11 protein-coding genes are annotated in these 14,418 nt (G+C 60.3%); 8 read left to right on the forward strand and 3 right to left on the reverse strand.

What is annotated here, in order from left to right; translation table 11 throughout:
• Positions 1-50: 50 nt before the first annotated feature.
• Both HWY05_RS13995 and dut read left to right on the forward strand, forming a co-directional pair.
• Positions 51-1,055 (forward strand): LLM class flavin-dependent oxidoreductase, encoded by a 1,005-nt coding sequence (locus tag HWY05_RS13995; RefSeq protein ID WP_176058725.1) that lies wholly within the window; start codon positions 51-53, stop codon positions 1,053-1,055.
• 44 nt (positions 1,056-1,099) lie between these two features.
• Positions 1,100-1,546, forward strand: a complete 447-nt coding sequence (dut, locus tag HWY05_RS14000; protein WP_176058726.1) for a dUTP diphosphatase — start codon at positions 1,100-1,102, stop codon at positions 1,544-1,546.
• A 111-nt stretch (positions 1,547-1,657) separates the two neighbouring features.
• On the opposite strand, the gene clpA is transcribed toward dut, so the two are convergent.
• Positions 1,658-3,955, reverse strand: coding sequence for an ATP-dependent Clp protease ATP-binding subunit ClpA (gene clpA, locus HWY05_RS14005; RefSeq protein ID WP_035548100.1), 2,298 nt, complete (start codon positions 3,953-3,955; stop codon positions 1,658-1,660).
• Positions 3,952-4,266: an ATP-dependent Clp protease adapter ClpS gene (gene clpS, locus HWY05_RS14010; RefSeq protein WP_012434130.1), complete on the reverse strand. Its 315-nt coding sequence runs from the start codon at positions 4,264-4,266 to the stop codon at positions 3,952-3,954. Before clpS ends, clpA begins: the two co-directional genes overlap by 4 nt.
• A gap of 548 nt (positions 4,267-4,814) precedes the next feature.
• Between clpS and HWY05_RS14015 the strand changes: the two genes are divergently transcribed.
• Together HWY05_RS14015 and HWY05_RS14020 are read left to right on the forward strand one after the other, a co-directional pair.
• On the forward strand, positions 4,815-5,021 hold the full coding sequence (locus tag HWY05_RS14015) for a cold-shock protein (RefSeq protein WP_007180614.1): 207 nt from the start codon (positions 4,815-4,817) through the stop codon (positions 5,019-5,021).
• 194 nt (positions 5,022-5,215) lie between these two features.
• A complete protein-coding gene (locus HWY05_RS14020; protein WP_208459091.1) occupies positions 5,216-8,311 on the forward strand; it encodes a glycoside hydrolase family 78 protein in 3,096 nt (1,031 codons plus the stop codon).
• Positions 8,312-8,461: 150 nt separating this feature from the next.
• Here HWY05_RS14020 and icd read toward each other — a convergent pair whose 3' ends face one another.
• On the reverse strand, positions 8,462-9,718 hold the full coding sequence (gene icd, locus HWY05_RS14025; protein ID WP_035548103.1) for an NADP-dependent isocitrate dehydrogenase: 1,257 nt from the start codon (positions 9,716-9,718) through the stop codon (positions 8,462-8,464).
• 369 nt (positions 9,719-10,087) lie between these two features.
• Here icd and HWY05_RS14030 point away from each other — a divergent pair, with 369 nt between their 5' ends.
• The 4 genes from HWY05_RS14030 to fusA all read left to right on the forward strand — a co-directional run bounded on the left by HWY05_RS14030 (position 10,088) and on the right by fusA (position 14,403).
• Positions 10,088-10,657: a pseudouridine synthase gene (locus tag HWY05_RS14030; protein WP_035548105.1), complete on the forward strand. Its 570-nt coding sequence runs from the start codon at positions 10,088-10,090 to the stop codon at positions 10,655-10,657.
• A 444-nt stretch (positions 10,658-11,101) separates the two neighbouring features.
• Positions 11,102-11,296 carry a hypothetical protein gene (locus HWY05_RS14035; protein WP_081935744.1) on the forward strand — a complete coding sequence of 65 codons (195 nt, stop codon included), beginning with the start codon at positions 11,102-11,104 and terminating at the stop codon, positions 11,294-11,296.
• A 142-nt stretch (positions 11,297-11,438) separates the two neighbouring features.
• Positions 11,439-11,945: a DUF192 domain-containing protein gene (locus HWY05_RS14040; RefSeq protein WP_176058727.1), complete on the forward strand. Its 507-nt coding sequence runs from the start codon at positions 11,439-11,441 to the stop codon at positions 11,943-11,945.
• Between the two features lie 352 nt (positions 11,946-12,297).
• Positions 12,298-14,403 carry an elongation factor G gene (fusA, locus tag HWY05_RS14045; protein ID WP_035548114.1) on the forward strand — a complete coding sequence of 702 codons (2,106 nt, stop codon included), beginning with the start codon at positions 12,298-12,300 and terminating at the stop codon, positions 14,401-14,403.
• The last annotated feature ends 15 nt before the right edge of the window (positions 14,404-14,418 follow it).

Below are 14,418 nucleotides of genomic sequence, written 5' to 3' on the forward strand. Positions count from 1 at the left end.
TCACGAGGTCAAAACGCGCAGCGACGTGACTCATCTGGAGCCGTGCCGACATGACGCTACTATCCGTGCTCGATCAAACGCCCGTGATCGCCGGGCACTCGGTGGCGGATGCGATCGCCGCCACCGTGGAACTTGCGCAACTCGCCGACGACCTCGGCTACACGCGCTACTGGTGCGCCGAACACCATGGCCTGCGCGGCGTATCGAATCCTTGCCCGGAAGTGCTGCTGGCGCGCCTCGGCAGTGTGACGAAACGCATTCGCCTCGGCTCAGGCGGCGTGATGCTGCCTTACTACAGTCCGTTCAAAGTCGCCGAGCAATTCATGATGCTCGAGGCGCTGTTTCCGAATCGGATCGACCTCGGCGTAGGACGTGCGCCGGGCGGCGACATGCGCACCGCGCAAGCGGTCGCGGCCGGCGACTACAACCGCGGCGATATTTTTCCGCAGCAGGTCGCGGATCTGGTCGGGCTGATGCACGGCACGCTGCCCGACGATCACGTCGCACATGGCGTGCTACTGCAACCGCAAATCGATACGCGCCCGCAACTGTGGATGCTCGGATCGAGCGAATTCGGCGGCTTGCTGGCCGCGCAACTCGGCATTCGTTTCGCGTTCGCGCATTTCATCAACGCGCATTTCGGGCATCAGGTGGCGCTGGCTTATCGCGAGCGTTTCAAGGCCAGTCAGGAAGCGCAACAGGCTTATCTCGCCGCCGCGGTTTTTGTGATCTGTGCGGACACCGAACAGGAAGCGGCCGATCTGGAAAAGGCCGTCGATCTGCGCCGCGTGCAAATGGCGTACGGCCTGAACGAACCCATTCCGTCGATCGAACAAGGCATCGCGCAGGAGTACGGCGAGCGCGAGCAACTGGTGATCGCGCGGGAAAGGCCACGCAGCATTGTCGGTACGCCGGAGATCGTCACTGAACGCCTGCATGCGTTGCAGGAGCAGTTCCAGGCCGATGAGCTGATCGTGCTGACCGTGGCGGGCAGCTATCGCGCCCGCCTGCGCTCTTATGAACTCCTTGCCGATGCGTTCCAATTGGCGCATTGAGTCCTAACCTCTACTTTCCACCCTCTTCAACCTTTCCAACCCGCATGAAACTCGACCTCAAGATTCTCGATGCGCGCATGCGCGACCAACTCCCGGCCTACGCCACCACCGGCAGCGCCGGCCTCGATCTGCGTGCGTGCCTCGACGAACCGCTGACGCTCGAGCCCGGCCAGACGGCGCTGGTGCCGACCGGGCTGGCGATTCACGTCGGTGATCCGGGTTATGCGGCGTTGATTCTGCCGCGTTCGGGGTTGGGACATAAGCACGGTATCGTGCTGGGCAATCTGGTCGGCCTGATCGATTCGGATTACCAAGGTCAGTTGATGATCTCGACGTGGAATCGCGGCGAGACCACCTTCGTGCTGAATCCGATGGAACGCCTCGCACAACTCATGATCGTGCCGGTCGTGCAAGCCGAGTTCAATATCGTCGACGACTTCGAGACGAGCGATCGCGGTGCGGGCGGGTTCGGTAGCACGGGCAAGCATTGAGCGCGTAGTCGCCAACCGGCACCGAAGCCGGAGCGCACATAAAAAAACGGCGCGGGTTAAAAACCCGCGCCGTTTTTTTGCCTGGCTTAGCCGTGTAGTAACGCCTGAAACTTACTCGACTTCGACCGCTTCCGGATTCGGATTGCGCGGCGCCGGATGCTCGTCGAAGGTCAACTGCACCTTGTCTTCCGCATCGACGTCGACCGATACGCGGCCGCCGTTCATCAGCTTGCCGAACAGCAGCTCGTCGGCCAGCGCACGACGGATCGTGTCCTGGATCAGACGCTGCATCGGCCGTGCGCCCATCAACGGATCGAAACCGTGCTTGGCGAGATGCGCGCGCAACGCGTCGGTGAAGAGTGCGTCGACCTTCTTCTCGTGCAACTGATCTTCCAACTGCATCAGGAACTTGTCGACCACACGCATGATGATTTCTTCATCGAGCGAACGGAAGCTGATCGTTGCGTCCAGACGGTTACGGAACTCCGGCGTGAACATGCGCTTGATGTCGACCATCTCGTCGCCGGTTTCCCGACGATTCGTGAAACCGATCACCGACTTGCCCATTGCCTCGGCGCCCGCGTTCGTCGTCATGATGATGATGACGTTGCGGAAATCCGCCTTGCGGCCGTTGTTGTCCGTCAGCGTGCCGTGGTCCATGACCTGCAGCAGCACGTTGTAGATGTCCGGATGCGCCTTCTCGATTTCGTCGAGCAGCAGCACGCAATGCGGCTTCTTCGTGACGGCTTCGGTCAGCAGACCGCCCTGGTCGAAACCGACATAGCCCGGCGGCGCGCCGATCAAACGGCTGACCGCATGACGCTCCATGTATTCCGACATGTCGAAGCGGATCAGTTCGATACCCAGCGTGAACGCCAACTGCTTCGCCACCTCCGTCTTGCCGACGCCCGTGGGGCCGGAGAACAGGAATGCGCCGATCGGCTTGTCCAATTTGCCGAGCCCTGCACGCGCCATCTTGATCGCGGCCGACAGCGCGTCGATAGCCGGGTCTTGCCCGAACACCACGCTCTTCAGATCGCGATCCAGCGTTTGCAGCTTGCTGCGATCGTCTTGCGACACGCTTTGCGGCGGGACGCGGGCGATCTTCGAAATGATCTCTTCGATCTCGTTCTTGCCGATAGTCTTCTTCTGCTTCGACTTTGGCAGGATGCGTTGCGCGGCGCCGGCTTCGTCGATCACGTCGATTGCCTTATCCGGCAAGTGACGATCCGTGATGAAGCGTGCCGACAACTCAGCCGCCGCCGACAGCGCGCCCGACGAATACTTCACGCCGTGGTGCTCTTCGAAACGCGACTTCAGGCCACGCAGAATCGCCACCGTCTGCTCGACGGTCGGCTCGGTCACGTCGACCTTCTGGAAACGACGCGACAGTGCCGCGTCTTTTTCGAAGATGCCGCGATATTCCGTGAACGTGGTCGCGCCGATGCACTTCAGGGTGCCCGACGACAACGCCGGCTTCAGCAGATTCGACGCGTCCAGCGTGCCGCCCGATGCCGCGCCCGCGCCGATCAGCGTATGAATTTCGTCGATGAACAGGATCGCATGCGGACGTTCCTTCAATTCCTTGAGGACCGTCTTCAGACGCTGTTCGAAGTCGCCACGATATTTGGTGCCGGCCAGCAGCGCGCCCATGTCGAGCGAGTACACCTGAGCATCCGCGAGGATGTCGGGCACTTCGCCGCGCGTAATTCGCCACGCCAGACCTTCGGCGATCGCGGTCTTACCGACCCCCGCCTCACCGACCAGTAGCGGATTATTCTTGCGCCGGCGACACAGCACCTGCACCACACGCTCGACTTCCGACTCGCGTCCGATCAGCGGATCGATGCGGCCGTCTTTCGCCATCTGGTTCAGGTTCTGCGTGAACTGCGCGAGCGGCGTTTCCTTCTGCGCGGCGGCTTCGTCGGACTCGGCATTCGCGTCGCTCGCTTTCGCGGCGTCCGTGCTGCTCGTCTTGGCGATGCCGTGCGAGATGAAATTGACCACGTCCAGACGCGTCACGCCCTGCTGTTGCAGGTAGTACACCGCGTGCGAATCCTTCTCGCCGAAGATCGCGACCAGCACATTCGCGCCGGTCACTTCCTTCTTGCCATTCGAGGTGGACTGCACATGCATGATGGCGCGCTGGATCACACGCTGGAAACCCAGCGTGGGCTGCGTGTCGACGTCGTCCGTGCCAGGCACGGTCGGCGTGTTGTCATGTATGAAGTTGCGCAGGTTCTGGCGCAGATCCTCGATATTGGCCGCGCATGCACGCAACACCTCCGCCGCTGTCGGATTGTCCAACAGTGCCAGCAAAAGATGTTCGACCGTTATGAACTCGTGCCGCGCCTGGCGTGCTTCCATGAACGCCATGTGCAGGCTGACTTCCAGTTCCTGGGCAATCATGCTTCCTCCATCACACACTGCAGCGGATGCCCGGCCTGCCGTGCGTGGGTAACGACTTGCTCGACTTTGGTCGACGCGATGTCCCGCGTATAGACCCCACAAACTCCCCTGCCCTCGCGATGCACCTTCAACATTACCTGTGTTGCGGTTTCACGATCTTTATTGAAGTATTCCTGCACGACCATCACGACAAATTCCATTGGCGTGAAGTCGTCATTCAGCAGCACCACTTTGTACATGGACGGCGGCTTGAGTTTCTTCTCCTGCCGCTCCAGTACGGTGCCGTCCTGCTTGTCCGGGATAATCGCCATACACCCATTCTAAACAACTAGGACAGGCCCGCAATCCTGTCAAAACCCGGCCGACCGGCCGGTGAGCCCGTTCGCTACCGCCTGATGAGTAACTACCCGCCATGCGTGCGCCATTCGACGAGCCGTTTGCGGAGCCGGCCCCCTATCCTGATGCATCGCGGCCTTGCTGCACCGCAGTCGGATCGAGTATCGCACAACCTGCCGGAGCTGGCTGGAAGGCTCGCCCCGTGCCAATCGGCGGCAGGCGACCCGCAGAACAGCATGTGAGTCGATTATGCGACTTTTCAAGACAGCCCGCTTGCGCAACCGCACATAACGAAAGCGGGAAAAACCCTGGAAAGCGCCTGTTTGCAACGCCTCAGCTAGCGTCTCAAAATTTTCTTGACACCCGAATAAAGAGCCTCAACAATCAAGCTGGCACTTTTTTCACTGAGCCATAAATCGAAAAAATGCCGATGGTGAGCTTGTGAGGAGGGAGCGGCTGCTCGCGCGGTCGTCGAGCTTTTCGAGGGCTCGTGGTAGTGACATGAGTTACAGGGGAAGTTGGAATGGCAACTGGTACGGTCAAATGGTTCAATGACGCAAAAGGTTTCGGATTCATCACGCCTGATGAAGGTGGTGAGGATCTGTTTGCACACTTCTCGGCCATCCAGATGAATGGGTTCAAAACCCTCAAGGAAGGCCAAAAGGTGACCTTCGAGGTCGTGCAAGGCCCGAAAGGCAAACAGGCATCGAACATCCAGGCACCCGCCTGATACGGTTCGTTACCCGTCCTTTGAGACCCGGCTTCGTGCCGGGTTTCTTTTTTTGGGGGCGTCACATCGCTGCGGCTCGCGATTATTTTTAAATGCGGCACGTCAGACAGTTAAGTCCGCATGCCGGAATCGATGCCGAGATGGCCTGCTAACATCTTGAACTTCCCATTTCCGCGTGTTCGGCGACTCCCCGGGTGGCCGAGACCCAAGCCTTAACGCACATGACAATTCGAGGCCTCTTTTCCGTCTTTGCTTCGGCGTCGATTCTTTGGTGCTGCGCAGTGGCGCCAGCTAACGCCAAGACCGTCAGCATCGAGAGCGTGTCCACCGAAAACAAGCCCACTCCGCTTGGCATCGACGCCATGACGCCGAGATTCAGTTGGGTCATCGCGGCAAACGAGCGCAACCAGAAACAGACCGCTTATCAGATTCGCGTCGCTGGAAGTCCGGAAAAACTGCGCACACCTGACATCTGGGATAGCGGCAAGGTCGCCGGAGATCAGTCGCAGTTCGTTCCGTATCAAGGTGCCGCACTACGTTCACGGAGCCGGTATTTCTGGATGGTCCGCGTGTGGGACGCTCACGGCCATCCTTCCGCCTGGAGCAAACCGTCCTGGTGGGAAACGGGCTTGCTGAACGACACCGATTGGCAGGCCCAGTGGATTGGCCGCGGCGGTAACGTGCCCTTGCCGCCGGACATTATCAAAGCGCAACTGCCCGCCATACCGTCCGCATTCAAGGCGGGCGAGGTGCAGGGACAAAGTTTCACGACCGACCACGCCATCGCGTCAGTCAGCGCAGAGGTGCCGACTTTCGGCACCAAAGACTCCGGCTTTACGCTATCGCTGTACAGGAACGGCCCTGGTGGCGAATTGCTGGCCAGACAGCGCATTACGAACCATCTCGATAACGACTGGGCGACGTTGAAGCTCAGCAAGCCGCTGCCAGCGGGCAAGTACTATCTGGAGCAATCCGATCTCGTCGGCAAGGCTGGGTGGTACACCTATCCCGACTGCAAATATGCGTATGGCATGGGCTACGCCGGGAAGACGGTAATCCCGGGCGATCGCAAGACAAAATGGGAAATCAGCGGTGAACGGGGACGCGACGGTCTGACATCCCAGTTGCGTCATGAGTTTTCCGCCACCAAGACTATCGCGCAAGCCAGGTTGTATATCACCGCGCTCGGCTTGTATCGCGTACAGATCAACGGTCAACCCGCCAGTGCCGATTACTTCGCGCCGGGCTGGACCGACTACCGGAAGCGGATTCAGTACCAGACTTACGACGTCACCAAACTGGTCCACCCAGGCAACAACGCCATCGCGGCCGATCTCGGCCCTGGCTGGTATGCCGGGAACGTCGGCTCGCTGGGTCCGAACCAATATGGCCAGTTGCCTTACCTGCGCGCGCAACTCGAATTGCGTTACGCGGACGGCACCACCGCTCAGATCGATACCGACGGCAGTTGGAAAAGCACGCTCGGCCCCATCATCAGCTCCGATCTGATCATGGGTGAGCAATACGACGCCCGCCTGGCTACGCCGGGCTGGACTTTGCCGAACTTCGACGACAAAGCGTGGCAGCCGGTGCTGATCGGCCCGAACGTCAAAGCCGCCCTCGTCGCCCAGGTCGATCCGCCCGTGCGCGTCGATCGTGACATCAGGCCAGTCAAGGTCACGCGGATCAAGCCGGACACCTACGTCTACGATCTGGGCCAGAACATGGTGGGGGTCGTGAAGCTGCGTGTCCGTGGCAAAGCCGGACAGGTCATCACCCTGCGGCACGCGGAAGTGCTGAACAAGGACGGCACGCTATACACCGACAACCTCCGCACCGCAAAGGCTACGGATCAATACATCATGAGCGGCAAGGGAACGGAAACCTTCGAACCGGTCTTTACGTTCCATGGCTTCCGCTATGTCGAGGTCAGCGGATCGAGCATCCGGCCGGTGATCGTCGGGCGCGTGTTACACACGGCCATGCCGTTGACGGGGTCGTTCACCACCAACGTGCCCATGCTGAACCAGTTGCAGCAGAACATTCTGTGGAGCCAGCGCGGCGATTTTCTGTCGGTGCCCATGGACACCCCCGCGCGCGACGAGCGGCTGGGTTGGACCGGCGACATCGCCGCGTTCGCGGGCACGGCCTCCTACAACATGCGCACACTCTCCTTCCTCGCAAAGTGGCTGACCGATCTGCGTGACACGCAGGCGCCCAGCGGCGCGTTTGCCAATATCGCACCCACGCTGCAGGGAATTGGCGTCGCTGACGCCGGTTGGGGCGACGCAGGCGTCTCCGTGCCGTGGACCCTGTACCGGCGCTATGGCGACGTGCATGTACTTCAGCAGAACTTTGATTCGATGGATCGTTGGCTGTCGTACCTTGAAAAAAACAGCCAGGCGTATCTGCGCCCGGACAGCGGGTACGGCGACTGGTTGAATGTGAACGACGAGACACCCAAAGACCTGATTGCGACCGCCTTCTTCGCGGACAGCGCCGGCACACTGGCCAACGCCGCCCGCGTGCTCAACAAAGACCCGCGCCGCTATGACGAGCTCCGTGCAAATATTCGCAATGCATTCGACCATGCCTATGTGTTACCCAACGGCAGATTGAAGGCCGACACGCAAACGGCTTACGCCCTTGCGCTGACCATGGATCTCCTGCCCACCGCGTTGCGTAAACCCGCTGCGGATCGTATGGTCCAGTTGATCAAGGACAAGGGCTGGCACCTGTCCACAGGGTTCCTGGGTACGCCCCGGCTGCTGCCCGCGCTAACGGAAACCGGTCACACGGATGTGGCCTACCGCTTACTGATGCAAACGACTTTCCCGTCCTGGGGCTATCAGATAGGCAAAGGCGCAACGACCATGTGGGAACGCTGGGACGGCATCCGGCCGGACGGCAGCTTTGAAGACAAGGCGATGAATTCGTTCAACCACTACGCCTATGGTTCGGTCGGTGACTGGATGTATCAGAACGTCGCGGGGATCCGCCCGAGCGCGCCCGGTTATCAGCGATTCGTCGTCAAACCGGTGCCGGGCGGCAACGTGCATTCGGTCGATGCGCGTTATCTGTCGGGTTACGGACCGATTGCGGTGCGCTGGAACAGCGGCGCCGACGGATTAAAACTTGCGGTGAGCGTCCCCGTGAACACGAGCGCCGAAATCTGGGTGCAAAACAGGGGCAGGAAAGTGCAAAGCGACGGCGCCCGTTTTGTCCGCAACGAACCGGGATTCTCAATTTATAAGGCTGGCTCAGGGCATTACAGTTTCAACGTTCGTTGAGCGGAGCGAGGGTGCGCCGATGCGCACGACCGACCTTCGCCCGTCGCCTTAACGCTCCATCCGCGCTAAAAAACAAAAACCCCGACGGCACATCGTGCCCATCGGGGTTTACCGGATCGCCGCGGAGCGCGCAAGGCGCTCCTCCTGCGCTTACATATTCTCGATCAACACCTGACCGAAACCCGAACACGACACCTGCGTCGCGCCTTCCATCAAGCGAGCGAAGTCGTACGTGACGCGTTTTTGCAGAATGGATTTTTCCATCGACTTGATGATCAGTTCCGCCGCCTCGAACCAGCCGAGGTGACGCAGCATCATTTCCGCCGAGAGAATTTCCGAACCCGGATTCACGTAGTCCTTACCCGCGTACTTCGGCGCGGTGCCGTGCGTCGCTTCGAACATCGCGACCGAATCCGACATATTCGCGCCCGGCGCGATACCGATCCCGCCGACTTGCGCGGCCAGCGCATCCGACACGTAGTCGCCGTTCAGGTTCAGCGTGGCGATCACGTCGTATTCGGCCGGACGCAACAGGATCTGCTGCAGGAACGCATCCGCGATCACGTCTTTAACGACGATATCGCTACCTGTTTTCGGATTCTTGATCTTCATCCACGGGCCGCCGTCGATCAGTTCCGCGGCGAACTCTTTCTGCGCGAGGCCATAACCGTAGTCGCGGAACGCGCCTTCGGTGAACTTCATGATGTTGCCCTTGTGCACCAGCGTGACCGAGCGACGATCGTTGTCGAGCGCGTACTGGATCGCCTTGCGCACGAGGCGCTCGGTGCCTTCGCGCGACACCGGCTTGATACCGATCCCCGACGTGTTCGGGAAGCGGATCTTCTTCACGCCCATCTCTTCCTGCAGGAACTTGATGACCTTCTTCGCCTGCTCCGACTCGGCGGCCCACTCGATACCGGCGTAAATGTCTTCCGAGTTCTCGCGGAAGATCACCATGTTGGTTTTTTCAGGCTCACGCACCGGCGAAGGCACGCCCTTGAAATACTGCACCGGCCGCAGACACACATACAGATCCAGCTCCTGGCGCAACGCGACGTTCAGCGAACGGATGCCGCCGCCGACCGGCGTGGTGAGCGGTCCCTTGATCGACACGACGTATTCCTTCAGCACCTGCAGCGTTTCTTCCGGCAGCCACACGTCGGGACCGTACACCTTGGTCGACTTCTCGCCGGCATAGATTTCCATCCAGTGGATTTTCTTCTTGCCTGCGTACGCTTTTTCTACCGCGGCATCCACTACCTTGATCATGACCGGCGTGATGTCGAGACCCGTGCCGTCGCCTTCGATAAACGGAATGATCGGCTGGTCGGAAACGTTGAGCGAGAAATCGGCGTTGACGGTGATTTTGTCACCGTCGGTGGGGACCTTGATGTGCTGATACGGCATGATCGGACTCCAGTGAAGGCTAGGCTGAAAGCTGATGGGAGACTGCGAAACTGGGCGCTTCCTCGCTACGCGCAATGCCGGACGCCTGCAAGCGGCCTGGCCGTTATTCTAGCCCACGCGGCCGGCGCAACACGGCCGCCGCGGCTCGGGGTTTTCCAACATGGCGGCACGTCGGCCGCACGTTCGCGGCATGCTCATCCGCGAAGCATAGGTCTTATGTCTTATATAAGACAAGAGGCTTATCGGCGCGCATTATGCATTATCATCCCGCCATTGACTATCCGGCCAAACGCCCTGCCAGGCTTAAGCGGCACGGCCCGCCGCCACTCGCGCCGCGCGACTCGGCGCGACTTTTACCCTGCCCTCTCCATGCGTCTGCTCGCTCTGAACAAACCGTTCGGCACCATCTGCCAGTTTTCCCCTCACGAGACGCGCGCGTCGCTGGCCGACTGGGTCAAGGTGCCGGGCGTCTATCCGGCGGGCCGGCTCGATTCCGATAGCGAAGGTCTGCTGCTCCTCACCGACGATGGCACATTGCAGGCACGCATCGCCGAACCGCGTCACAAGCTCGTCAAACGTTATTGGGCGCAGGTGGAAGGCGCGGTGGACCCCGCCGCGTTGAAGAAACTCGCGTGCGGTGTCGACCTCGGCGACTACGTGACGCAGCCCTGCCGCGCCGACTACGTGGAACCGACCGACACACTGTGGACCCGCACGCCGCCGATCCGCTATCGCGCCGCGATCCCCACCACGTGGATCGAGTTGTCGATCACTGAAGGCAAGAACCGCCAGGTGCGCCGCATGACGGCCGCGGTCGGATTCCCGACACTGCGTCTCGTACGCGTGGGCATCGGCGCGCTCGACATTCTTTCACTCGGACTCCAACCGGGGCAAAGCGTCGAATTGCCGCTGAAGGCGCCCTGGGAAGGTATCGCCTGACATATCGATCCGCGCAGGGACGCCGCGCACCGAACCTGACTCGCGCGCTGTGGATAAGCGGACTAACTCGTTGTATCCGCAAACAAATAATCGCGTGAAACCGTCATTAAAAAAGCGTGAAACAAGTAGGCGCGCGACACCCTCGCACTAATCCATTTGCTTCAGCTCAAGGGCATATAAATTTTTCAGAAAAATTACGTCAACCGCGTTGTCAGCTCACGCGTTAATCGACGCAGATGCCGCCCGAAGCTATCCGGCATTCAGCCTTAAGGGCCTTTGCACAAGCCGCTCACGCGGTCGACGCGGGGAGTCTGAGCGCTAAACAGACGTGTCGAAAAATTTGTTCGATGCGCTGTCAACCGAAAGGTGGATGGCACGTTTACCGACATGACTCTTACATAACCGGGTCATTTGGTTAATTAACTAAAGCTGAGGATTCTCAAAATGAACAAACTGATCGCCGCTCTGGTCGCTGGCCTTTTCGCAACGGCAGCATTCGCACAAGCATCGGCACCGGTCGCAGCAGCGTCGGCACCGGCAGCAGCTTCGTCGGCAAAGAAGACCACGAAGAAGGCAGCACACAAGAAGTCGCACAAGAAGGCAGCTGCAGCAGCAGCAGCTTCGGGCGCTTCGGAATAAGTTTGTAAAAACGCAGTCAAGAACTAGCTTCATTGCCGTTCTTACGGCGTTGAAAGGCAGATCACCGCAAGGCGATCTGCCTTTTTGTTTTTGACGCGCTCGCGTAACATTCGCGGGTTAATTTCCAGCAAGGAGTCATGCCGTGCGATTTCCCATGCGCTCGTTGATTGCGCGCTTCGCCGTTGCCGTTGCACTGCCGCTCGCCGCGCTCTCGTTCGCCGCCAGCACCGCCGCCCCTGCTCACGCGCAGGACATGCCGCCCGGTGCCAAGCAGCCCAGCGAATTTCCGCGCGCCAAGCTGACCGCCGGCATGTTCGTGATCGACGCGGCAGTGGCCTCGACCGACGCGGACCGCGAGCAAGGTCTGATGTATCGCACGACCCTCGCGCCGAACGAAGGCATGCTGTTCGTCTTCAACGAACGGGCCGTGCATTGCTTCTGGATGAAGAACACGTTGATTCCGTTGTCGATCGCCTTCATGCGCGCCGACGGCACGGTCACCGACATCGACGAAATGCAGGCCGAGACCACCGACAATCATTGCCCGAAGAACAACGGCATGTACGCGTTGGAAATGAGCAAAGGCTGGTTCACGTCGAAGGGCATCAAACCGGGGATGAAGATCCAGGGTTTGCCGGCCGCGCAATAAGCCACGAGGTCGATCACATCGATCACATCGATCACATCGATTACCTCGATCGCGGCGGTTAGCGTCGCCGGTCGAAACCACCGCTTCATCCCGCCGCTTTCGACAAAGCCGGTGCCCGCAAAACAGGCGCCGGCTTTTTTATTGGCCACGTGTCCCCATATCGTAGCCACGCGTGCGGACGGCAACCGCCGGAACCCCGTCGGCAGGCCGTTGACCCGCCTGGCAAGATTCCTGCAAAAGCCGGGCCGACGCGCTATCCTAGTAATCTTAGTAAAGCAGCACCCAGCTTGCCGGGTAGCACAAGACGGCCACCCGGCAAGTGTTTCTGGCGCGCCATTCCAAGGAGGTTCACGTGCCCCGCAAGACTCCCATCGAGCGCTACCGGAATATCGGCATCAGCGCTCACATCGACGCCGGCAAAACCACCACCACTGAACGCATCCTGTTCTACACAGGCGTGACCCACAAGATCGGCGAGGTTCACGACGGTGCGGCAACGATGGACTGGATGGAACAGGAGCAGGAGCGCGGCATCACCATCACGTCGGCGGCCACCACCGCTTTCTGGAAGGGCATGGCCGGCAACTACCCCGAACATCGGATCAACATCATCGACACGCCGGGACACGTCGACTTCACGATTGAAGTCGAGCGTTCCATGCGTGTGCTCGACGGCGCCTGCATGGTGTACGACTCAGTCGGCGGCGTGCAGCCGCAATCCGAAACCGTCTGGCGTCAGGCGAACAAGTACAAGGTGCCGCGCATTGCCTTCGTCAACAAGATGGACCGCGTCGGCGCGGACTTCTTCCGCGTGCAGCGGCAGATCGGCGATCGTCTGAAGGGCGTCGCGGTGCCGCTCCAGATTCCGGTCGGCGCGGAAGATCACTTCCAGGGCGTGGTCGATCTCGTCAAGATGAAGGCGATCTACTGGGAAGAAGAAAACCAGGGCATCAAGTTCGAGTACCGCGATATCCCCGCGGAACTCGCGGACACCGCGAAGGAATGGCACGACAAAATGGTCGAGGCCGCGGCGGAGGCAAACGAGGAACTGCTCGAGAAATACCTCGGCGGCGAGACGCTGACCGAAGAGGAAATCAAGCACGGCATTCGCACCCGCTGTATCGCCAATGAAATCGTGCCGATGCTGTGCGGCAGCGCGTTCAAGAACAAGGGCGTGCAGGCCATGCTCGACGCGGTGATCGACTATCTGCCGTCGCCGGTCGACGTGCCCGCCATCAAGGGCCACGACGAGTACGACAAGGAAATCGAGCGCCATCCGACCGACACCGATCCGTTCTCGGCGCTCGCCTTCAAGATCATGACCGACCCGTTCGTCGGCCAGCTGATTTTCTTCCGCGTCTATTCCGGCGTGGTGAATTCGGGCGACACGGTCTACAACGCGATCAAGGAAAAGAAGGAACGCCTTGGCCGGATCCTGCAGATGCACGCCAACGAGCGCAAGGAAATCAAAGAGGTTTACGCGGGCGACATCGCCGCGGCCGTCGGCCTGAAAGAAGCGACCACGGGCGACACGTTGTGCGACCCGAACAACGTGATCATTCTTGAAAAGATGATCTTCCCGGAACCGGTGATCTCGCAGGCCGTCGAGCCGAAGACCAAGGTCGACCAGGAAAAGATGGGCATTGCGCTGAACCGTCTGGCGCAGGAAGACCCGTCGTTCCGCGTGCAGACTGACGAAGAATCCGGCCAGACGATCATCTCCGGGATGGGCGAGCTGCACCTGGAAATTCTGGTCGACCGGATGAAGCGCGAGTTCGGCGTGGAAGCCACGGTCGGCAAGCCGCAGGTCGCGTATCGTGAAACGGTGCGCAACAAGGTCGAAGACGTCGAAGGCAAGTTCGTCAAGCAGTCGGGCGGTCGCGGTCAGTACGGCCACGCGGTGGTGACGCTCGAACCGGCGGCGCAGGGCAAGGGCTACGAATTCGTCGACGCGATCAAGGGCGGCGTGATTCCGCGCGAGTATATTCCGGCGGTGGACAAGGGCATTCAGGAAACGCTGAAGGCCGGCGTGCTGGCGGGCTATCCGGTGGTCGATGTGAAGGTGACGCTGACCTTCGGTTCGTACCACGACGTCGACTCGAACGAAAACGCATTCCGTATGGCCGGTTCGATGGCCTTCAAGGAAGCCATGCGTAAAGCCAAACCGGTGTTGCTCGAACCGATGATGGCCGTCGAAGTGGAAACGCCGGAAGACTTCATGGGCAACGTGATGGGCGACCTGTCGAGCCGTCGCGGTCTGGTGCAAGGCATGGAAGACATCGCCGGTGGCGGCGGCAAGCTGGTGCGCGCCGAAGTGCCGCTCGCGGAGATGTTCGGCTACTCCACGTCGCTGCGTTCGGCCACGCAAGGCCGCGCCACCTACACGATGGAGTTCAAGCACTACGCCGAAACGCCGAACAACGTCGCCGAAGCGGTGATCAACGCGAAGCACAAATAAGCGCTGCGGTAGCAG

The organism is Paraburkholderia sp. BCC1876 (assembly GCF_902833695.1).
Taxonomy (GTDB): Bacteria; Pseudomonadota; Gammaproteobacteria; order Burkholderiales; family Burkholderiaceae; genus Paraburkholderia.

What these genes read in the sequence shown, in the direction of transcription:
- HWY05_RS13995 (WP_176058725.1), top strand. Translation starts at nt 51, where the DNA reads ATGACGCTACTATCCGTGCTCGATCAAACGCCCGTGATCGCCGGGCAC.
- dut (WP_176058726.1), top strand. Translation starts at nt 1,100, where the DNA reads ATGAAACTCGACCTCAAGATTCTCGATGCGCGCATGCGCGACCAACTC.
- clpA (WP_035548100.1), bottom strand. Translation starts at nt 3,955, where the DNA reads ATGATTGCCCAGGAACTGGAAGTCAGCCTGCACATGGCGTTCATGGAA.
- clpS (WP_012434130.1), bottom strand. Translation starts at nt 4,266, where the DNA reads ATGGCGATTATCCCGGACAAGCAGGACGGCACCGTACTGGAGCGGCAG.
- HWY05_RS14015 (WP_007180614.1), top strand. Translation starts at nt 4,815, where the DNA reads ATGGCAACTGGTACGGTCAAATGGTTCAATGACGCAAAAGGTTTCGGA.
- icd (WP_035548103.1), bottom strand. Translation starts at nt 9,718, where the DNA reads ATGCCGTATCAGCACATCAAGGTCCCCACCGACGGTGACAAAATCACC.
- HWY05_RS14030 (WP_035548105.1), top strand. Translation starts at nt 10,088, where the DNA reads ATGCGTCTGCTCGCTCTGAACAAACCGTTCGGCACCATCTGCCAGTTT.
- HWY05_RS14035 (WP_081935744.1), top strand. Translation starts at nt 11,102, where the DNA reads ATGAACAAACTGATCGCCGCTCTGGTCGCTGGCCTTTTCGCAACGGCA.